General features: G+C 35.3%; 20 protein-coding genes. 5 read left to right on the top strand and 15 right to left on the bottom strand.

Annotated elements, in window-relative coordinates; translation table 11 throughout:
• Positions 1 to 213: 213 nt before the first annotated feature.
• The 11 genes from HNS40_RS07930 to HNS40_RS07980 all read right to left on the bottom strand — a co-directional run bounded on the left by HNS40_RS07930 (position 214) and on the right by HNS40_RS07980 (position 10,760).
• The gene (locus HNS40_RS07930) at positions 214 to 588 is read right to left on the bottom strand and encodes a hypothetical protein (RefSeq protein ID WP_172279451.1); all 375 of its coding nucleotides are present in this window, start codon (positions 586 to 588) and stop codon (positions 214 to 216) included.
• 406 nt (positions 589 to 994) lie between these two features.
• Positions 995 to 1,903: a DUF2279 domain-containing protein gene (locus HNS40_RS07935; protein WP_172279453.1), complete on the bottom strand. Its 909-nt coding sequence runs from the start codon at positions 1,901 to 1,903 to the stop codon at positions 995 to 997.
• Positions 1,896 to 3,239, bottom strand: coding sequence for a phosphomannomutase/phosphoglucomutase (locus HNS40_RS07940; RefSeq protein ID WP_172279455.1), 1,344 nt, complete (start codon positions 3,237 to 3,239; stop codon positions 1,896 to 1,898). Before HNS40_RS07940 ends, HNS40_RS07935 begins: the two co-directional genes overlap by 8 nt.
• Before the next feature lie 77 nt (positions 3,240 to 3,316).
• A complete protein-coding gene (locus HNS40_RS07945) occupies positions 3,317 to 3,694 on the bottom strand; it encodes a four helix bundle protein (RefSeq protein ID WP_172279457.1) in 378 nt (125 codons plus the stop codon).
• Between the two features lie 100 nt (positions 3,695 to 3,794).
• On the bottom strand, positions 3,795 to 4,103 hold the full coding sequence (locus HNS40_RS07950; protein ID WP_172279459.1) for a hypothetical protein: 309 nt from the start codon (positions 4,101 to 4,103) through the stop codon (positions 3,795 to 3,797).
• 69 nt (positions 4,104 to 4,172) lie between these two features.
• Positions 4,173 to 6,854, bottom strand: coding sequence for a leucine-rich repeat domain-containing protein (locus HNS40_RS07955; RefSeq protein ID WP_172279461.1), 2,682 nt, complete (start codon positions 6,852 to 6,854; stop codon positions 4,173 to 4,175).
• On the bottom strand, positions 6,847 to 7,608 hold the full coding sequence (locus HNS40_RS07960) for a hypothetical protein (protein ID WP_216663633.1): 762 nt from the start codon (positions 7,606 to 7,608) through the stop codon (positions 6,847 to 6,849). Before HNS40_RS07960 ends, HNS40_RS07955 begins: the two co-directional genes overlap by 8 nt.
• A gap of 134 nt (positions 7,609 to 7,742) precedes the next feature.
• Positions 7,743 to 8,318: a hypothetical protein gene (locus HNS40_RS07965; RefSeq protein WP_172279463.1), complete on the bottom strand. Its 576-nt coding sequence runs from the start codon at positions 8,316 to 8,318 to the stop codon at positions 7,743 to 7,745.
• A gap of 8 nt (positions 8,319 to 8,326) precedes the next feature.
• Positions 8,327 to 9,025, bottom strand: a complete 699-nt coding sequence (locus tag HNS40_RS07970) for a hypothetical protein (protein ID WP_172279465.1) — start codon at positions 9,023 to 9,025, stop codon at positions 8,327 to 8,329.
• 334 nt (positions 9,026 to 9,359) lie between these two features.
• Positions 9,360 to 10,286 carry an NAD(P)/FAD-dependent oxidoreductase gene (locus HNS40_RS07975; RefSeq protein WP_172279467.1) on the bottom strand — a complete coding sequence of 309 codons (927 nt, stop codon included), beginning with the start codon at positions 10,284 to 10,286 and terminating at the stop codon, positions 9,360 to 9,362.
• Between the two features lie 120 nt (positions 10,287 to 10,406).
• Complete coding sequence (locus tag HNS40_RS07980) at positions 10,407 to 10,760, bottom strand: thioredoxin (protein ID WP_172279468.1); 354 nt, start codon at positions 10,758 to 10,760, stop codon at positions 10,407 to 10,409.
• Between the two features lie 485 nt (positions 10,761 to 11,245).
• On the opposite strand from HNS40_RS07980, the gene HNS40_RS07985 reads away from it, so the two are divergent.
• Genes HNS40_RS07985 through HNS40_RS07995 form a run of 3 tightly spaced genes read left to right on the top strand, consistent with a single transcriptional unit; the run spans position 11,246 to position 13,800 of the window.
• Positions 11,246 to 11,983 (top strand): polyprenol monophosphomannose synthase, encoded by a 738-nt coding sequence (locus tag HNS40_RS07985; protein WP_371742930.1) that lies wholly within the window; start codon positions 11,246 to 11,248, stop codon positions 11,981 to 11,983.
• A 48-nt stretch (positions 11,984 to 12,031) separates the two neighbouring features.
• Positions 12,032 to 13,378, top strand: coding sequence for a dihydroorotase (locus HNS40_RS07990; protein WP_172279472.1), 1,347 nt, complete (start codon positions 12,032 to 12,034; stop codon positions 13,376 to 13,378).
• A complete protein-coding gene (locus tag HNS40_RS07995; RefSeq protein ID WP_172279474.1) occupies positions 13,378 to 13,800 on the top strand; it encodes a toxin-antitoxin system YwqK family antitoxin in 423 nt (140 codons plus the stop codon). Before HNS40_RS07990 ends, HNS40_RS07995 begins: the two co-directional genes overlap by 1 nt.
• A 99-nt stretch (positions 13,801 to 13,899) precedes the next feature.
• Here the strand turns inward: HNS40_RS07995 and clpB are convergent, their stop codons facing one another.
• Positions 13,900 to 16,491 carry an ATP-dependent chaperone ClpB gene (gene clpB / locus HNS40_RS08000; protein ID WP_172279476.1) on the bottom strand — a complete coding sequence of 864 codons (2,592 nt, stop codon included), beginning with the start codon at positions 16,489 to 16,491 and terminating at the stop codon, positions 13,900 to 13,902.
• 360 nt (positions 16,492 to 16,851) lie between these two features.
• Here clpB and HNS40_RS08005 point away from each other — a divergent pair, with 360 nt between their 5' ends.
• Entirely contained in the window at positions 16,852 to 17,361 is a 510-nt protein-coding gene (locus tag HNS40_RS08005; RefSeq protein WP_172279478.1) for a CAP domain-containing protein, read from the top strand.
• A gap of 66 nt (positions 17,362 to 17,427) precedes the next feature.
• Here HNS40_RS08005 and HNS40_RS08010 read toward each other — a convergent pair whose 3' ends face one another.
• Positions 17,428 to 17,931 carry a ferritin family protein gene (locus tag HNS40_RS08010; RefSeq protein WP_172279479.1) on the bottom strand — a complete coding sequence of 168 codons (504 nt, stop codon included), beginning with the start codon at positions 17,929 to 17,931 and terminating at the stop codon, positions 17,428 to 17,430.
• 181 nt (positions 17,932 to 18,112) lie between these two features.
• On the bottom strand, positions 18,113 to 19,117 hold the full coding sequence (locus HNS40_RS08015; RefSeq protein ID WP_172279481.1) for a YhdH/YhfP family quinone oxidoreductase: 1,005 nt from the start codon (positions 19,115 to 19,117) through the stop codon (positions 18,113 to 18,115).
• Positions 19,118 to 19,251: 134 nt separating this feature from the next.
• Here HNS40_RS08015 and HNS40_RS08020 point away from each other — a divergent pair, with 134 nt between their 5' ends.
• Positions 19,252 to 19,578, top strand: a complete 327-nt coding sequence (locus tag HNS40_RS08020; RefSeq protein WP_172279483.1) for a helix-turn-helix domain-containing protein — start codon at positions 19,252 to 19,254, stop codon at positions 19,576 to 19,578.
• Between the two features lie 384 nt (positions 19,579 to 19,962).
• Here the strand turns inward: HNS40_RS08020 and HNS40_RS08025 are convergent, their stop codons facing one another.
• Positions 19,963 to 21,111: a DUF1343 domain-containing protein gene (locus HNS40_RS08025; RefSeq protein WP_172279485.1), complete on the bottom strand. Its 1,149-nt coding sequence runs from the start codon at positions 21,109 to 21,111 to the stop codon at positions 19,963 to 19,965.
• Positions 21,112 to 21,151 lie beyond the last annotated feature (40 nt).

The raw sequence follows: 21,151 nt of genomic DNA on the forward strand, positions 1-21,151 counted from the left end.
TATCTTTTAAAAATTCTAGTGCATTTGATAAAGAGCTGCAAACTCCAATTAATCTACATTTTATTTAGTATTTAATAAATGCTAACGCATGAAGTCATTTTCATTTTTTTAATTCAATTATATCTTTTAATGCCAGAGCATAAAAATGGCCGTTCCCATTTGAAATCTGAATTATCAGAACGAATAAGAGCGGCCTTAATTTATTGTTTTGTCTTATTTGCCGTCGCCACATTTGCCGCTACCGCATTTTTCTTTTTTGGTTTTTGATTTGTCTTCTAGGCTTGCTTTAGTATCTTTCTTTGCTTTACCATCTCCACATTTTCCATCACCACACTTGCTTATATCTGATTCTAATGTGGCACTTTTTGTAGTTGTTTTATCTTTAGATGCAGTTTTATCAACTGTAGTTTTACCGTCTCCACATTTGCCATCACCGCATTTTCCATCAAATTCTGCATCAGGGTTTGCAAATGCCAATTGCTCTTGAGGATTAGTTAAGTCTGTTTTTGCTGTTCCATTCAACATAAATGCAGCGCTTGCTACAAGCATAAAAGCTATCGATAGGATTCCAATGTTTCTTTTGTTCATCATTTTTGTTTTTGTGCCTTAAGGGCGTTCATGTTATTTATTTGAACTAATAGTCGACGAGTTATTTTAATCCTTACAAAAAGATTCAAAAAAACTTCATCAGTTAGGATATAAAAACGCATTAAATTTTAAAAAAAACCACCCAAAAAGCAATGAAGTTCCCTAAGCTCCAGGGCAAACGCATACTTTGTTAAAAAGCTATATTTAGAAAAAAATAGTTTAATCTATAGGTATAATGCTAGCGCGGAAATGTTTTCCGTGCGAAAATATTAATATTAAGGAATGTATTTAAATCACACCAAATCCGCGTTAGCTTTGTTAAAAACAATTAGAAAAATAAAAGTACGCGTTTGCCCTGTCCTAAGCTCGACATACGTAAAGTTCAAGAGCTTAAACATCAGTAAACCTAAAAATAAATAGCATGAAACTCTACACCATCCTCAGAATTATACTCCAAAGTTGGAAAAGGAATTTTCACCATATTGGCTACTTCTAATACCAACCTTAAGAACTCTGAACGTGTTTTTATCTTGGTTAAATCAAGGTCTAAGGAGAGATAGAACTGTCGGGTTCTATTAAAGCAAGGAATAGTCTCTCCATCTATTTCCTCCGGATTATAATAGGTCCCAGTCATTCCTTTAGCGCCATATCCCACTGCGAAATTTAACCATTTTGGAAAGATTTTTCTGGAGGAGGAGAATGATTGTGGATTTATGGATAACCAATAAGTCTGAGCATTATAATCTTTGAGAAATCTTTCAGTGTGTTTACTTCCCAATAAGTCTGGGTTGTATTGAGCATATTTTGAGGGGGAGTAGGAGAATTTGACTTGAATTCTTTGTTCTTTCCAACCCAATTGCTGTCCGATGAATAATCCAGTTCCCGCGGCGTTTGCTATTACATCGCCCCAGCTAAAGCCCCAGTTGGTTGATAGTCCATCAAAAACTTCTACAGTGGTCAGAAATACAAAACCATAGGTTCCACCAATCCACAAGGACTTCTTTTCGTCTAGACCAGCCCAACGAAAACCGGTAAATGCTACTCGTCCCATTTGATAAGCAGAAAAGCTGTGGCCTACTTTATCTACCTGAAGCCAAGCTTTATTATCGTTGATGAGATGAAATTTAGATTGATCATAATCTTTATACCACAAATAATATAGCCCAGTTATGCCTCCGATATAAGCAGTCCCAGCCAAAGCACTAACACCTATTAATCTACCTTTTCTAATCTGAGTAGTATCTTGTTGGTCTTGTCCAAAAGAAACGCCCAAAATAGAAAAGGAAAATAGTAATATGAGGAGTTTTTTAAGCAAAGCTTTGAATGATTTCTTTACATTTATTCACTACTTCATCTAGTTGTTCTTTGGTTTTGGCTTCTGCTAAAAACCTGAGGTAAGGCTCCGTATTCGAAGGTCTGATATTGAGCCACCAATCAGGATATTCTAATCTATATCCATCAAAATCGAAGAAAGCATCAGGTTCTGCTTGTTCAAAATAGTAATTCTTAACCGCTTCCATGGCTTCAGCTTTTCTTTCGATCTTGAAGTTGATTTCACCTGAGTTTTGGTAAGTCTCAATTCTAGAGATAAGCTGAGAAAGGCTTAGTCCTTTTTTCTTCATTTCCGATACAATGTTGAGTACTAGAATAGCAGCTAAAAGGCCAGAATCAGAATAATAGAAATCTTTGAAATAATAATGCCCAGCCAATTCACCACCGAATAAGCCATCAATTTCTTTCAGTTTGAGTGCCGCAAAAGCTCGTCCAACTCGCCACATGTGCATCTCCACTTTATACTGGCTCAAATACTCACCCACTGCTTTACTTGTTCTAATATCTTGTAAAACGCGAGTACCAGGTTTAGCATCCTCCAAAAAGTGATGTCCTAGAAGTGCAATAATTAAATCGGGAGAGATGAATCTAGAATTTTCATCCACAAACATCACTCTATCAGCATCACCATCAAAAATAACTCCAACATCGGCTTTGGTTTCTTTTACCAATTTCTGAAGGTCGACTATATTTTCGGGTTCTAGGGGATTGGCTTCGTGGTGGGGGAAGGTGCAGTCAATATCATCAAAGATATAATGAGGTTGATTTCCGAGAATGTCTTTGATAAACATACCTGCCATACCATTGCTTACATCTAATGCTATATTAAGATTCGAAATATCTTTTAAATAACTGAGTTGAAACTTCAGGTATTCCTCTTTAAAATCGAATGCTTTAATAATTCCTTCAGGACCAATAGGATTGACTTCTAATGTATTCATCATTTTCTCTAAATCGGAAAGACCTGTATCATAGCCAATAGGCTTTACGTGTTTGCCAGAGATTTTAAGCCCATTATAACGAGCTGGATTATGAGAGGCTGTAATCATAACGGAGGCTTCGAACTCAAACTTTCCACTTCCCCAATAAATCATAGGAGTAGTTGTGAGGCCTGCATCCCATACATCGGCTCCTGCATCGTTGATTCCTTTGCACAAGTATTCGTATATTTCAGGAGAAGATACTCGGGCATCTCGTCCAACTAATATTTTCTTGGTATTTAATAATTGTGGAAGGAAAAATCCCACTTTATAAACGTCTTCTTTATTAAAGTCGGAATTATATACTCCGCGGATGTCATATGCTTTAAATGCTTTCATTTATTAAATATTTGAATGATGAAACCTGATTAATGAATTAAAAGATTTCAGAATTATGAATGATGATTTTAGCCAAGCTATAACCGTTTTTTTGCTGTTTTGATACTAGCTACAAAAATAGAAATTAGTTCGTTTACTTCTGTTTTTAGCCTATTTATTTCGTTTTTATCATTAGATAGTTTTTGGGAGCGGTCAAATATTTTCAATCCTGCAAAAGTCTCTCTTAATTCTTTGAGGCAGATTCCCATTTTGTGAATGAAGTCCTTTGTTGATTCGGCTTCCTGCGCTTCTCCATAATTTAGAGCTGGTGATATGCTAGAGCGTGATATTTGATTCGATATGTTTTTACCTAAATAGGTATTAGGAAAACTTTCAATTATTTCATTTGTACTAATTGCAAAATCAATTAACCTATCCTCCAGTAATTCTCGTTTACTTGTATTTGATGCATTCATATTGTAGATTTTTAAAAGTTTGATATTATATTTCTTCTTCTATCCTCCACTCATAAATCATAATTACCACTCATAAATCATAATTACCACTCATAAATCTTTAAAGCTTACTACCAATCTGCATCAATATCTCACGAATAATAGTCTGCTCATAAATGCCACAACGGTCAATTTGGCTACTCATCAGGGTACGAAAAGCTGCTGCTTCTGCAATATTAAGGCTCATCTTGTTTTTCTTCTTCAGGTCTTGATAGCGATTGATCATCTTCTTTAGTACTTTCCCGAGGATATAACGAGCCATTAGGATTTTGTCATAATCCTCTTCTTCGGTGGCTTCGTAGGAAAGCATACAATGGGTGAGGGCAGTAAATTGTTCATTGGACAATTCTATTTTAATCTTTTCATTCATGATTCAAAAATAGGAAATAATACGATCTGTTGTATAACTGGCAGTAAAATAGAATTTTTTAATAATAAACTAAAAATAATCCACTACACAAGAAGGGTTGGCATATTTGAATTGGTCTACTTTTTTTGAGGAGACTTTAGTATTATAAATTTTCAGTTTTCTAAGACTCACCAACTCGCTTAAAGGCTTTAAATTAGCAATACGAGTATTATAGGCTATTAGTGTTTCGAGCATATAAAGTGTGCTTAAAGATTTCAAGCTCTTCACTTGAGTTCCGCTGATATCCAGTAATTGCAGCTTGGTCAGTTGTTCAACCCAATCCAAGTAGTTAATTTGTGTATTTGAGATATTTACAGATTCTAAAAGTGGAAGTTCGGCCAATACATCTAAGTTTAAAATAGGAGTCTGGGATAAATCGAGGGTTTGGATTCGACTTAGTTTGGATAAACTATTTACATCACTCACTTGAGTTCCAGAAATTCTAAGGTTTTTCAAGAAAACGAAATTTTCCAATTCTTTTATACTTGTGATGTTTCTATTATTTTCTATATTGAGCTCAGTTTGTTTAATCAATTGATGTAATTCCTTAGTATTTGGAGTGTTATCCCATTTTTGGGTTTTCATAAAAACCTCTTTCCAAATAGGGGAGAGTCCATCCCACCAGCTATTTAAGTTTTTACTTTGATAAACACATAAACAACGGGGATTACTTGTGATGAAGCTCTCAAAATCGGGCTTTGCGATACTGGTTTCATCCGCTTGCAGTTCTCTTAAGCCAGACAGTCCCATAATAGGGTTGATATTAGCAATGGGAGTATTATTCATGTAGAGTTTATTCAAGCTACTGGTCTCCTTTAATGCTACAATATTTGTAATCTTGGTATTCGAAATATTCAGATATTGCAAGGAATGGTTGTTTTCTAAAGGGGCTAAAGAGTTTACTTTACTGTAGCTGATGTCTAACCAATTCAAATCACGAAGTTCATATAAAGGTTCTAGAGATTCTATTGAAGTTTTAGAAAGGTTTAGTTTCTTTAAGTTCTGAATTTGCGATAAAGGCTCAATAGAGACCACATTTTCTTGCCCACTTAAATCTATTTCTAAAATTCCTGCAACTTGATGAAGTTCTTCTTTGCTTGGGTTTTTAATATTTATATCTACGTAGTAATCGAATATCTCTACCCAAAATTCAGGCAAGTTTTTAAACCATTTTTGAAGTTTTCTACTTTCATAAACCACTAAAACCTGAGGGTTCTCACTCATAAATAATAGTGCTTTTTGTTTACCGAGCAATGTATTGTCACAGTATATCTTAGTTAGCTTTTCTTTTCCATCAAGGGCTTTTATACTTGTAATTTCAGTATTGTCTACATATAAAATATTAAGCTGATCCATATTCTTTAGAGGATCAATGCTTTGAATAAGTGTATTATTACATGATAAAATACGAAGTTCTAGTAATTCTTCAAGGCTAGATAAATTTGAAATAGGACTGCTATCGATGTTTAGATATATCAAGGATTTCAATTTGGAAATGGCGTCTAATTCACCTACCATGGTTTTTTCCATTTGCAAATCTTTAAGGTTTCTATATTCACTAATGGGCTCTAAATCATCAATTCCAGTGCTGGAAATATCAAGGATATTCACATTGCCTAAATTAACCAGAGGTTTCAATGAATAAACTTTAGTGTTGGATATATTCAAATTGTGAATAGCCATACTATAAACCAGAGCATCTAAGTTATTTACCTGTGTATTTGAAATATTTAAATCCTCCAAATCAATCAAATTACGAATAGGGTAGAGATCGTTTACCAGAGTTCCACTTATGTTTAAACTTCTGATGTCTGATAGTTTGCTCACAGGCTCCAAATGAGTGATGTCTAACCTGCCTGAAACATCTAGTTCTTTAATGGCTAAAATCTTGTTTAAAGAATGGGAGAGTCTTTTCTTGTAGATGGCTTTTGCACTATCTGTGGCGAAATAGAAGGTGTCTATAGTTGCCATGGGGAACTCCATTCTTAAGCTATCACTTGGTTCAAGTTCTATTTCGTCCCAAGTTAGGGTATCTTTTGGAGGATCGAGAATTACAAAATCTTTTTGTATATTTAAAACTCTTGAAAACTCAATATCCTTAATAAACTTTTGTTGGTTGCCTAATATTTCTTTCCAGCTAATAGGCAGGTCGTTCCACCATTTAATATTTTCCTCTAGCTCATTAATTTTTGTAGTATAAATACTCACAATTTTAAGTTCACGTAAATCTGGATTTACAGCAACTTCAACAAATCGGGCTTGTTCATTATAGATGCTATCATGATTTAAATTTGTTCCGCTTATGGTTCTAAGTGCATGTATCTTGAAATATGCTTTGTCGTTTTCATCTTGCAATAGATTTACAGAAAGTACTTTATAGGAGAAGATGGCTTGCTCAAAAAAGAAATCTACATCTTTTAAATAAGCTTGTACTTCTTTGTTGGTTACAGCTTCTCTATCAGGAACCAAATCATCTTCAATCTGTACTTTCCCATCTCTAAAAAGCTTGGCAAAAGATTCGCTGATGATAATGTCTTTTTCTTTGGGGCTAAGCTCGTTATCACCAATTGCATTAAGCGTAAATTGAAGATAGTTTACTAAATCTTTACACTCCTCACTAAATTGTTTAACCTCCTCAGGATTTAATTTTTGGGCTGATAAAGTGCTTATGAAAAGGAAGCTCAATAACAGTATGTATATTTTTCTAATCATGGTAAATGTATTTCATGAGTACTGCTTTTTCATCTTCGGTGATAGGTGTGAGCCGAGAAATTAACCATCCTGTATTATAACCGGATCGATTGAATTTTTCCAGTTCAAAATACCAACCTGGAATTTGGAAGAAATGAAATTTTAAGTTCATGACTGTTTGATATTCGAACAGTCCTTGTTTAAATTCATAGATAAATACACTAAGATAATCGGCAGAAAATCCATGGCTGGTGTATTCTTCAATAGAAGACTTGTCATCGAATACTTTGATGAAGTTCATGAAATCGAGTTCATGACTCATAGGGTGAAGAAATTTATTTTGGTTTAAACCATCTTCTTCTAAAATTTGTGCGTATTCTTCAAAAAATACATTAGTTAAAACCCATTTATAACCCAAATTCTCTTGCTCTAGTTCTAAATAAAAAGTCACATAACTAGGTTTTCCTCTATAAAGAAATTTTGTTTTTACTTCAGCAAACCAACCATCGGCATGGAAATCTAAAAACTGAGGAGCACTATCGTTATTCACAATAGAGATAAATTGTTTTCTGAGTTGCTCATCGAGACTTGGGTTTTCCAGATCGAATAAAATGTTTAAATAAGTGTCACGAGTATCTGGATTACGATATTCTTTACTTCTCACACTATATCGGATACCATCGGGGCCTTCTTCATTATTAAAACGACGAAAAAACTGATTCACCTGTTTGGTCTCAGCATACAGTTTCGATTCATCATTCATGAATTTGCCCACGACTTGAGTCTTGATAGGAGAACTCAGGCAAAGCATTATAAATGCTAATAAAATGATTTGAAGATTTTTCAATGGCAATGGAGTTAATAAAAAAAGAGCAGCCTGATCCTAAGAACCGACTGCTCAAATTTAATCTATTTTGAAGTCTCAGCAACTCTAATGTCGCCTAATAAAACGTCCCAGAAACCGATAGTTCTACCACCAATTTGAGTTTCTTTACGTTTTACATAAACGGTGATGTCTTTCTTAGTTGTATCCACATAAGTTAGGTCATCGCCTTTTTTACCTTCAAACCTTTGGTAAATGGTAATTACTCCCACATAAGTGCCATCAGGTTGAGGCTCTAAATCGCTAATGTATTGTATGTTATACCAACTGATAGTTACTTGGTCATAATTTAAGGCCATTAATCTATTTAAATATTTACGTACAGTGTAGTATTTAATGTCTTTTCTATATAACGAAGAAACACCAATTTGACTATTTGGTGCAAAAAGTTCTAATGTTCTGTCAATCACACGATTGGCTTCAGAAAAGCTAGTTTCTTTACTTCCAATGATGCTGATATACCTGCTTAAATCTTTTACCTTTTCCATTGCTAGGCTATCGATGGCTTCTTTTCTTTCAGGAGAAATTTCATCTTGAGCCCATACCTGCGCTGTTCCTAAAAAGAGAAGAGCCAGGATAAATATTTTCGTTACTTGCTTCATCTTGCTAATTATTTTTTAATGAGTTCAATTTCAATAATTTTTCCCATATCATCATATTTCAAATTGTCAATTTCTTTGTCATATTTTTTGACATCTTTCAAATAATTCAAATATTTCTCAATATAAGTTGGTCTATCGTAGTCTTTTTGATTATCACCATAAACACTTAAAATAATCAGTACTGGTACATCTTTTGACGCATATAGTGATAAAGCTCTTTCAATGCGAGAGTTAGCTTCGTTAACTGATGGTGCAGAAGCGACGGCATAGAAATGGGAGTTGATATTATCTAATTGACCTTGCTTCTGATTTTTGGCTTCTTGTTCGGCCCGTAAACGAGCTTCTTCCTCTTGGCGTTTTAGCATTTCTTGGCGTTCTTTCTCCAGTTTAGCTTCCACCTGATTGATTAAATCCTCAACTTCAGGATCGCGTAATTGCATGGCTACTATTCGGTCGAACTCGTTTTTCTTTTCTTGCCATGTTTTAGGATTGTCATCGCGCAATAGATCCTTTAAGCTTGCTTTGGCTTGCGCTATCTGGTTGGCCAGTTCTATGGCTGCTTTTTCTTCGGCTATCTTTTTCTTACTTTTACAAGAAGTTCCTCCTATGGCAATAAATAAAGCCAATAGAATGATCATCACTTGAGGAAAGCTGATGATTCTAGTCATTGATTTACCCTCTTTCATTTGCTTAATATTATATTTCAATTTATTTGTTTAAATCCAAAATTAACTGCAAAAATAGTGAAAATCGCTATGTGATTGACACTCTAAAATTGCTTATTTGTCCTTCCTTTATTTGAGTGAATTCACTCACCTGCTAGAAAACCAGTAATGTCATAACGTTTACTATTTAAAAGCATTGCAAAAGCCCATGAATATTAAGTTTCTTTAACAATTGAGAGATGATTGGTTTAGGGGTGATTTAGTGTGAAAGAATGGTTTTTTACGTGTAAATAATATCTACCCTTAACTCTTAACAACAAAAGAGGCCAAAATGAAAATCATAATGGCCTCTGCAGTAAATAGATATTGTTTGTATTTAATTCTTATGAATGTATTCAAGAGCAGCCAAGGCAGCAATGGTTCCATCAGAAACAGCTGTGGTTACCTGACGGTATTTTTTTTGTAAGGCATCGCCTGCGGCATAAACGCCTTCTAGGTTGGTTTGCATGTCCTCGTTTACTAAGATTTCTTTTCTCTCGTTTAATTTTACAGGACCATTATGGAGAAAATCGGTATTGGCTTCATAACCAATAAAAACAAAGGCCCCATCTATCTTTTTGGTATGCGTGCTGCCATCTTTTACATTTTCGATAATGGCTTCTTGGAGGGCATCCTCTCCCTTGAATTCTAATACTTTAGAACTCAATATGTAATCTATTTTCTCATTGGCTTCCATTTCACTCACCGCATAATCAAAGGCTTGCCACTGATCTAGAATATGAACGATAGTTACTTTAGAAGCATATTTGGTTAGTGAAACTGCTTCTTCTAAAGCCGAGTTTCCACCTCCTACAACAATTATATTTTTGTCTTGAAAGAAATCACCATCGCAGGTTGCACAATAGCTGATTCCACGACCTTTATATACATCTTCTCCTTTAGCGCCAATCATTCTGGAACGGCCTCCGGTAGCTAAAATAATAGCTTTTGCTGTGAACTTCTCTCCACTGCTCAAGCTTAAGCTTTTAATTTTAGTATCTAACTCTAATTCATTAACTTGTATATTGCTTTTGATGGTGCAGCCAAATTTTTCGGCTTGCATTTGCATGGTACTGGCTAACATATATCCACTTGTACTTTCAATTCCAGGATAGTTGGCTATTTCATGTGTTAAAATGGTTTGCCCACCGGGAATACTGCTATCAATAATCAATACTTTGGCTTTGGAGCGTGCCATATATATACCTGCAGTTAATCCTGCAGGTCCTCCTCCTAAAATAATAGCATCAAAATCTGTTTGCATTTCTTTAATCTTAAAAATGAAGCCCAAGGGTTATGATATAACCCAAAGGGCTTCGAACATGAAAATTTCTTTATTCTATCAGTAAAGCGAAACATAAAAGTAACACTTTATAAACAAACTCTATTTAGCGAATTCTACATCAATCACAGACTTAATCATATCCATACTCTGAATACTACTCACTGCTTTAGCCACTTTTCCACCTTTATAATAAACCACAAATGGTAATCCCATAAAGTTCCTACACTCAGGAAGGTTTCTAATGATTGCAGCTTCCGGGCTGTCGAACATCATATCGCGGAATGCAACGTGATCATAATCTCCACTTTCTTCTAATGTTTTCATTGATCCGTATACTGGAATACACATTGGACCCATACGGCCACAGCATACCATTACATTTTCTTCTTGGTTAATTAATTCTGTTAATTCAGAACCTGTAGCTACGTGCTTTAAATTTGTTGGTAACGTCATTTTATTATATTTTTTATTGTTTAATTTCTAGAATGCAAATATACATAAATAATGCCAATTGGTGATACTAAAGCGATTTAAAGTATTTTGTCAGTCTGTCAGTAGAAATGCTGTCAAATCGTTCAAAACAGGCAGTAGGTTGTCAGTTTTGCAATGCTTTGAGTGTTATTAATCGATTTTTTGTTTGCCCCAAACCCTGAGGGGAGCCAAAAATCGTAACTTTCCTCTCATAATAGTATTTACGTTTTAAAAGCTCAATTTTCAATGTTACCAGAATCTTTCAAATCAGGCTCCCTTTAGGGCCAGGGCAGAACTGATTTGGAATGTCAATAGTGGCAAATCAATTTTACAACAGTTTGCTATATCCTAAGATAAATTAATATTCAAGCTAATTTTGCTAAAAATCAGAGAAAAGAACAATCCAAAGGCAAATTAATAGAATTTAACTCTTATGCTCTTCAAATAATTATTATTTTCGCCACAAAATAAAGCAAGTGTCAGATAGTATAGTGATCATACCTACATATAACGAGAAAGAGAATATCGAGAATATTATTCGTTATGTATTTAGTTTATCAAAGCCATTTCATGTTTTGGTTATTGAAGACAATTCCCCCGACGGAACTGCAGCCATAGTGAAATCCTTAATGAAAGAATTTCCAGGTCAGTTATTTATTGAGGAAAGAAAAGGTAAATTAGGATTGGGTACCGCCTATATTCATGGATTTAAATGGGCATTAAACCGCTCCTATGAATATATATTTGAAATGGATGCCGATTTTAGTCATAATCCTGATGACTTATTAAAATTGTATCATGCTTGCCATGTGGACAAAGCAGATATGTCCATTGGAAGCCGTTATATCACAGGAGTAAATGTGGTTAATTGGCCTATGGGAAGAGTTTTGATGTCTTATTATGCCTCTGCCTATGTGCGTTTGGCAACAGGTTTGAGCATTAGAGATACCACTGCAGGCTTTGTTTGTTATAGTAGAAAAGTATTAGAAACAATAGATTTGGATAAGGTGAGGTTTACTGGTTATGCTTTCCAGATTGAAATGAAATTTACTTCTGTAAAACTGGGATTTGATGTGAAAGAAGTTCCTATTATTTTTACTGATAGAACTCTAGGTACATCAAAGATGAATAAGAGTATCTTTACAGAAGCTATATTTGGTGTGATGCAGTTGCGCTTTAAAAAAATCAAACCCAAGAGGGCCTAAAATTTGTCTGATTCAGGCGAATAGGCAATGGGTCTAAAAATCTGAATGATGAGCAATTTTTTCTTAAAGAATGCTTTGGTGATTAATGAGAACCAAAAGCAATATGTAAATATCCTGATCCAGGATCAATATATTTCAAAAATTTATAATGCTGATGAGCAACCTGAGCTTCCAGAAAATTGTGAGGTGATGGATTTAACAGGAAAATGGATACTTCCCGGGGTGATTGATGATCAGGTGCATTTTCGGGATCCTGGTTTAACCAAGAAAGCCAATATGATTTCTGAATCAAGAGCAGCGGTATCCGGAGGAGTAACCTCATTTATGGACATGCCCAATACTATTCCAAATGTGCTAACTCAAGAAATACTAGAAGAAAAGTATCAGTATGCCTCTACACGTTCCTTGGCTAACTATTCCTTTTATATGGGTGTGAGTAATGATAATGCTGAGGAGGTTTTAAAGACAGACCCAAAGTCTGTTTGTGGAATTAAGATATTTTTAGGAGCAAGTACGGGTAATATGTTGGTTGACAATCAAGCGACTTTAGAAAAGCTTTTTGCTGAAGCTCCCATGTTGATAGCAGTACATTGTGAGGACGAGCCAACAATTCAGGCCAATCAGAATGCGGCTATTGGGAAATATGGTAACGATATTCCAATAAATGTCCACCCTGATATCCGTTCTCATGAGGCTTGTTATAAATCGAGCTCTTATGCTGTGGAAATGGCTAAGAAATACGGGACTCGTTTACACGTTCTTCACCTTTCAACCGCCAAAGAGACTGAATTATTCACTAATGAACTTCCTCTAGAAGAAAAGAAGATTACTGCCGAGGTCTGTGTTCATCATTTATGGTTCGATAGAAGAGACTATGATGAAAAAGGAACACTCATCAAATGGAATCCTGCAGTAAAAGATAGAGCAGATGCCGATGGTTTGCTGAAAGCCTTATTAGAAGGAAAGATAGATGTAATTGCTACAGATCATGCACCTCATCAGTTGGTTGAAAAAGATAATCCATATCTTAAAGCTCCTTCCGGTGCACCTATGGTTCAACATTCTTTGGTAGCGATGTTAGAAATGGCCCAACAAGGAAAGCTTAGTGTAGAGCAAGTGGTTGAGAAAATGTGTCATCATCCTGCAAAGCTTTATCAGATAGAGAAAAGAGGGTTTATACGTGAGGGATTCTTTGCAGATTTAGCCATTATAGATCCTGTTAAACAATGGGAAGTCAATAAAGACAATATCCTATACTTATGTGGTTGGAGTCCTATGGAAGGACAGGTATTTAATTCACAAGTATGCAAAACCTTTGTAAGTGGACATTTGGTTTATAATGAAGGAGATTTTAACGATACAGTTAAAGGTAAACGCTTAAGTTTTGATAGGTAATGATAAGAAAAATTTTTTATTTATTCGGGATATTATTGGTGATGTCATCCTGTCAAACCAAAGAGATTCAGGTAGTAGAACAGATTCATGAGGATGGCAGCCCAAAAATAGTTTTCGACTATTTGGTAAAAGGTGCTGATAGTATTGCTTTGCATGAGGTTCAGTATCATGACGATGGTTCCGTTTTGTTAGAAGGAGTTTATGAGGATGGTTTGAGAGAAGGAGAGTGGTTGAGTTGGTATCCAGACGGAACCATATGGTCAAAAGGCTATTTCAGCAAAGGAAAACGCAGTGGAAAATCATGGGTTTATCATCCCAGTGGAAAACTCTATATGAAAGGCTCATATGAGGAGGGAAAAAAAATAGGAGTCTGGTTGGTGTATGATGAGGAAGGTGTTGTTATTGCTAAGAAGGAGTTTTAGGTTTGCAAAGCCCAGCAAGATGCACTTATATAATTATAGAAAAAACCAAACTTATCAAGTTTGGTTTTTTTTATGAATGTCAATCATTGAAAACAATAATTATTCATTTTTAAATTGCAGTAAATGACCATCATAGTCAATATTTATGGGTATTTCTTTTTGAATATTACCAGCAAGAATTAACTTGCTCAATTCATTAAGAATGTTTCTTTGCATAAACCTTTTGATGGGTCTGGCACCAAATTGTGGATCGTAGCTCATCTTTCCAATATAGCTGATGGCATCCTCTGTGATTTCTAGTTGAACTTGATTTTTGCTCAAGGTCTTTTTTAAATCCTCAAATTGAATTCTAATGATATCTAATATCTCATTTTCTTGAAGAGGGGTAAACATTACTACTTCATCAATGCGATTTAGAAATTCGGGTCTGATGCTTTTCTTTAATGCCACCATGACCTCTTTACTGATTTGCTCCAATTTCTCAACCCTGTTTTCACTATTTAGTTCAGTCAATTGATCCTGAATAATAGAGGAGCCCATATTGGAAGTCATAATGATGATGGTGTTCTTAAAATCTACCACACGTCCTTTGTTGTCTGTTAGTCTTCCATCGTCAAGAACTTGGAGGAGGATATTGAACACATCGGGATGTGCTTTTTCAATCTCGTCTAACAAGACAACCGAATAGGGTTTGCGGCGTACAGCTTCTGTTAACTGACCACTTTCATCATAGCCTACATAGCCAGGAGGCGCTCCAATAAGCCTTGAAACGGCATGTCTTTCCTGATATTCTGACATATCTATTCTTACCATATTGTTTTCATCATCGAAGAGAAACTCAGCTAAAGCTTTTGCTAATTCGGTTTTCCCAACTCCAGTAGTTCCTAGGAATATAAATGATCCTATGGGTCGCTTCTCGTCCTGTAACCCAGCTCTACTTCTTCTAATAGCATCCGCTACGGCAGTAATTCCTTCTTCTTGTCCAACTACTCTCTTATGCAATTCCTCTTCTAAATGAAGCAGCTTGGCTTTTTCGCTTTGAAGCATTTTTGAAACTGGAATACCTGTCCAACGAGAAACGATATCTGCAATTTCTTCGTGGCCAACCTCTTCATTAATCATTGGATTGTCGCTTTGCATTTCTTTTAAGGCTGTGCGATATTTTTCCAAATCTTGTTGGGCTTGTTCCATTTTTCCATATCTAATTTCTGCGACAATACCAAAGTTTCCAGCTCGTTCCGCTTGCAAAGCTTCTTGCTTTAAATCTTCAATATGAGCCTTTTCTTTTTGTATGGATTCCACCTTTTCTTTTTCCGATTTCCAGCGGGCTCTTAATGCAGTAGCTTTTTCATTTAAATCGGCCATTTCGCTATCTATCTCGTGAAGTTTGAATTTATTCTTCTCTCGTTTAATGGCGACTTTTTCAATCTCCAATTGCATGATTCTTCTTTCCAACTGCTCCAGTTCTTCCGGAACAGAATTGATTTCTAATCGAAGTTTTGCTGCTGCTTCATCAATTAAATCAATCGCTTTATCTGGTAAGAACCTGTCAGAGATATATCTTTGAGAAAGCTCAACAGCAGAAACAATCGCGTCATCGAGTATCCTTACATGGTGATGGGTTTCGTACTTTTCTTTTAAGCCTCTTAGAATGGAAATAGCATCAGCCGTATTGGGTTCTTGAACCATTACTTTTTGAAACCTTCTTTCCAGGGCTTTGTCCTTTTCAAAATATTTCTGATACTCACTTAATGTGGTGGCTCCAACAGCTCTTAAATCGCCTCGGGCTAATGCTGGTTTTAAAATATTGGCGGCATCCATAGCGCCTTCACCTTTTCCAGCACCAACCAGGGTATGTATCTCATCAATAAAGAGTACGATATCTCCATCTGATTCCACCACTTCTTTAACCACGCTTTTTAATCTTTCCTCAAATTCTCCTTTGTATTTTGCACCAGCAACCAAAGCGCCCATATCTAGGCTGAAAATTTGTTTATTCTTTAGGTTTTCGGGAACGTCTCCATCTACAATCCTGTGTGCAATACCTTCAGCAATAGCCGTTTTACCAACACCTGGCTCTCCAATAAGAATAGGATTGTTCTTGGTTCTTCTGCTTAAAATTTGTAATACTCTTCTAATTTCATCGTTTCTACCTATTACGGGGTCTAATTTCCCTTTGGCAGCCAAAGCGTTTAAATGAAGGGCATAACGATTTAAGGCATTGAAGTTGGATTCTTGGGAAGAAGACTCAACCTTATTGCCTTTCCTTAATTCCAATATGGTTTTCTTTAATTCTTTTAATTTAATGCCGCTATCCTTTAATAAATCAGCAGTTTGATCTTTTTGCTGAATAAGACTAAGTAAAAGGTGTTCAACAGAAACAAAACTATCTCCAAATTCTTTTAGTATTTCTTGTGCTTGTAATAAGGTTTTGCTACCTGCTTGTGAAAGATATACTTGTCCACCATTGGTTTTAGGTAGTCTGGTATTGATAGCATCTAAGGCACTAGATAGTATGTTTTTATTGACGTTTAATTTCTCCAGTACTACAGGAATTAAGTTCTCCTCGGTTTCAAGTATTCCTTTTAATAAATGACTGTTTTCGATTTGAGTATTATTATTTTGAATAGCTAATTCCTGAGCTTTTTGTATGGCTTCTTGTGATTTTATGGTGAATTGATCTAAGTTCATTTTTCCTCCTATTTTGTTATTATTTGTTTTTATTCCCTAGTCAATTATTGAGCCAAGCTAAAAGCAACTATATGAACGGTAATAATGGCAGGTAAAAACATTTCTGTCTGCCAAAAAGACAGCGGTTGGTTTTTTTAAGTATTTGATAGATGAGTTTTATACCGATGATAAAATGGCTTTGGTCTTAAATCAATAAAAATGCATCATTTCCTATCGGCATTAACTATTGTAATGTGAAATGTTCTTAAAGCTAATTTCGTTAGTCAATTATTATTACAACTGTAATTAGTGGAAAGCTCGTTAAAAAAAACATAAAAAGAATATCCAGAGTGTTTTTTCGTTTTATATGAAAGCAATAAAATGAAAAGCATTCAAATCATACTCACCATACTATTTTCTTCATCCATCATTTTTTCACAAAACTGCCCAACAGGAGAGGAGCGCATCGAAAGCGTTAACTCTTCATTTGAAAAAGAGGTCCTCAGATTGACTAATAAAGAAAGGAAGAAGAGAAGCTTGAGTCCTGTGAAGTATGACGAGAAATTAGCTCTTGCGGCAAGGTATCATGCCAAAGATATGGCTATGGAAAACTATTTTGAACATGATTCTTATGATAGAGAGAAAAATAGGCTTAGGAAATCCTGTGATATATTTGAAAGGATAGGAGCCTTTGCCAATTATAATTATTTGGCTGAGAATATATCTGCTGGACAATTAACTCCCGAGGAGGTTTTAAAAGCATGGATGAAAAGCCCTGGTCATAAAAAGAATATCTTAAACAAGGATATGACTTTGCTAGGAGTAGGTTTCTATGAAAATGAAGATTCTGAATATGGAGTTTATTGGGTACAGAATTTTGGTGGAAATTAATCCCATAAAAATGAAAAACCCTTTCCATAGGATATAGAAAGGGTTTTTAATATTTTTTCATCAGGTTTAGAAAGGCCAGAAATTATTGTCATTCCAAACATCAGCTTTTAATTCTTCATTGAGTTCATGAAGCATCTTTTGATGACCCATTTCCCATTTTGCCAACATCGTATAAAGCGCTTTTTCATTAACATCAACTGCTTCTTCAGCTCTGCTTGAGTAAATTTTCACTGCACGATCTTCAAAATCGATAGCAGCAGAAATAGCAGCAGCTTCAAAACTTGCAGCGTCGATTTCTTTTTTCATTTGGTCTGTTAAAACCTTAAGAGCTACTTCATCTTCAGCTGGTTCTTCAAAACCTTCAACAGAAATAAATGCTTTCGTTTTCTCGTAACTTTTAAATTGCTCAGATAAAAACTTGATATGCTCGTCTTCTTCTTCAGCCATCATCTGGAAAATCTTCTTTGCAGACTCTGAATCAGACTTCTCTGCTACATTGCTGTAAAAAGCTTTTCCTCTTCTTTCTAATAAGATAGCTTCTTTTAAAATATCGGTTGCTGTGCGTGCCATAGTATTTGCTTTTTAATAAGAAACAAAGATAAAAAAACTATCCATCGACTTCTTGATTTTGTAATTAATTGGGAAAAATACCTAAGGAATATGGCTTGTTTTATCCTTTATATCCCTCATCATACACATTTGCTAATAAAAACCCAGAATGGAAGTTTTATGGAAACAGAATTATACGAGTTTAATCTAGCATTTTAATAATAGTTCGGCCTTTTAATTTACCTTGAAGCATTAATTTAATTTTTTCCTGTACTTCATCTATTGTTATTTCCGTACAAGTATCTGCTATTTGAGCTGGTTTCCATGCCTGGGCTAATTGCTTCCAAACTTTAGTTCTATATTTCATAGGATAGTTCTGAGAGTCAATTCCGATTAGAGAAATGCCACGTAGGATAAAAGGAAAAACGGTTAAATCGAGTTTTGGAGAAGCTACATTACCACAACAAGTCACGGTTCCCATGGCTTTGGTAGCCTTGATGATATTTTCTAAAATTACACCACCAACGGTGTCGATTCCCCCAGCAAATAAGGGCTTTAATAATGGCTTTTTATCAAGATTTTCGATTTCGCTGCGCAATAATACTTCTTTTGCTCCTAGATTTATTAAGTAATCTCTTTCTGCTTCCTTACCTGTAATAGCAACTACCGAATATCCTAGTTTACTTAAGATAGAGATACTTAAAGCACCAACGCCTCCTGTAGCACCTGAGACTACAATATTTCCATCCTCTGGTTTTGTTAATTCCGTTAGACGTAAAACAGACATTCCTGCAGTTAAGCCTGCAGTACCATATATCATGGCTTCTTTCATGGTCATGTTTTCGGGCAGTTTAATGGCCCAATCACTAGGGACTTTTATATATTCGGCAAATCCACCATCGGTATTCATACCTAAATCATAACTGGTCACTATCACTTTGTCTCCAATTTTAAAAGAATCAGTGCCTGATTTTTCGATGATACCAACGGCATCAATCCCAGGAGTGTGAGGATAGTTTTTGGTCACACCTTTGTTTCCAGATGCAGACAAAGCATCTTTATAATTCAGAGAGCTATAATGAACTCTAACTAAAATTTCGTTATTCTCAATAAGGCTAAATTGCGTGTCCTTTATGGAGCCATTGTAGATTCCATTTTCATCACTTTCTACTCGAAAGGCTTTAAATTTTATAGGGTCATTATTCATCTTTAGTCGATTTATTTTGTGTAATTTTAGCAAATATCTAGATGAAAAAGTGACTTAGCAATAACAAACAAAAGGTAGGCTAACGAACATTTATTTCTGAATTGTTCATTTTCAAAGTTTTAGGAAATAAAAAAATGAAAAAAAGTTACTGTCCGATTGATACATTTATAAATGTAGTGAAGGGAAAGCGAAAAGCTACTATTGTTTTACACCTTTATCAAGGAAATAAAAGGTATGGAGAATTGGTAAAACTTTTAACCGATATTAGTGAAAGAATGCTGACAAAGCAGCTAAAAGAATTAGAGGAGGATGGATTGATTACAAGAACGGTTTTCCCCGAAGTTCCTCCTAAGGTAGAATATAGTTTGACTGAACTAGGGTTTGAAATTCATCCTGTCCTCAAAGCCATGTATAAAGGAGGTATTGTTTTTGAAGAAATACTTGAGCAATCAAAATCCTAAATTCCTGTTCTGTTTCCAGAATACTGGTCATCCCTATGTGTAGTGAGGGAGCTTTAATAATTCTTAGAACGCTATTGGCGATAGATTGATTAACAGGGGGCTTGGTTTTCAATAATTCTTTCTCTTACTTTTTTCCAGGCATGAGAGTCCATCAAACATGATTTTTCAAAGCTGTAATACATCTTTTTAAAGCGTGACAAAGGTATGGCTAGGCTTAAGATATGGGCTTCCACACATGGTCTAACTGAAGGATCGAATAAACCCAGAAAAACGCGTTGTCCAATTTTTCTGTTTTCAACAAGAGTTTAGGAAATTAAGGAAGAGCAACCTGAACCAAAAAAATAGAGTTTGTTTTTTTATATGGCTAACTCAGTTTCTCTTTCACTAATACAACAAATAATTCTCCCGTTTTAATTTGAATTCATCCAAATCTGCTTGCCAGCTCTCTCTAATAGACTCCTCCGATTCGCCTGCTATTATTTGTTGGCGTAGTTTTGATGTCCCGGATAGTTTTTCAAAGAATGGGATGAAAAACGCATCTTTATCGGTATAGCTGTTGTAGAAATCAATCAACCATTTTAAATTCAATTGATTGGGTTTTTCTTCAATATTGGGATAGAGCTTTCTTAAATCTAAACCATAGCAAACTTGATCTTTAAACTTTGGATTTGCGCTGACGCCGGCTATGCTTTTGGGGGTGAATTGAAAACTTTTCTCAGGATAATCAGGAAAGCCAATGACTTGAAAAGGAAAATCAGTTCCACGACCGATGCTCATCTTTGTTCCTTCGAATAAGCAAAGCGAAGGATACAAATAAATAGAAGCAAAATTAGGAAGATTAGGGGAGGGCTTCACTTGAAGATTATAGCTTTTTTGGTGATCATAGTTTTTTAATTCAATAATGGTCAAGTCGCATTTTTTGCTATTCCAATTTTCACCATTAATCATGAGAGCCAATTCTCCATCGGTCATACCGTAAACTATAGGAATCGGCATTAAACCCACAAAGCTCTCATTCTCTTTTTCCATAATAGGCCCATCCACATAATGGGAGTTGGGATTGGGTCGGTCGAGTACAATGAGCGGAATATCATTCTCTGCACAGGCTTCCATCATATATTTTAAGGTAGAAATATAGGTATAAAATCGAGCGCCCACGCCTTGTAAATCAAATATCATGATGTCGATACCAGCCAATTGCTGGCTATTCGGTTTCTTGTTCTTTCCATATAGGCTCAAAACTGAGAGACCGGTTAAGGGATCCTTTCCATCTTTTACATGGGCACCAGCTTCTGCTTTTCCTCTAAAACCATGTTCCGGGGCGAATACTTTTCTGATATTAATGTTGTGTTTTAAAAGACTGTCAACCAGGTGTGTATTGTTAATGAGACTACTCGGATTAGCCACTATGCCTGCTCTTTTTCCATCTAAAAGACTTAGATATTCTTGAGTTTGATAAGCTCCAGGTAGGACCTGCCCACAAGCCGTTTGGAAGAGGGCAATAAAAATGATTATGACGATATGATTTTTCACAACTTGTTTTTTCTATTTTTACACAAAAATAGGAATCTTT

The sequence above is a fragment of the Lentimicrobium sp. S6 genome (assembly GCF_013166635.1).
Taxonomy (GTDB): Bacteria; Bacteroidota; Bacteroidia; order Bacteroidales; family UBA12170; genus UBA12170.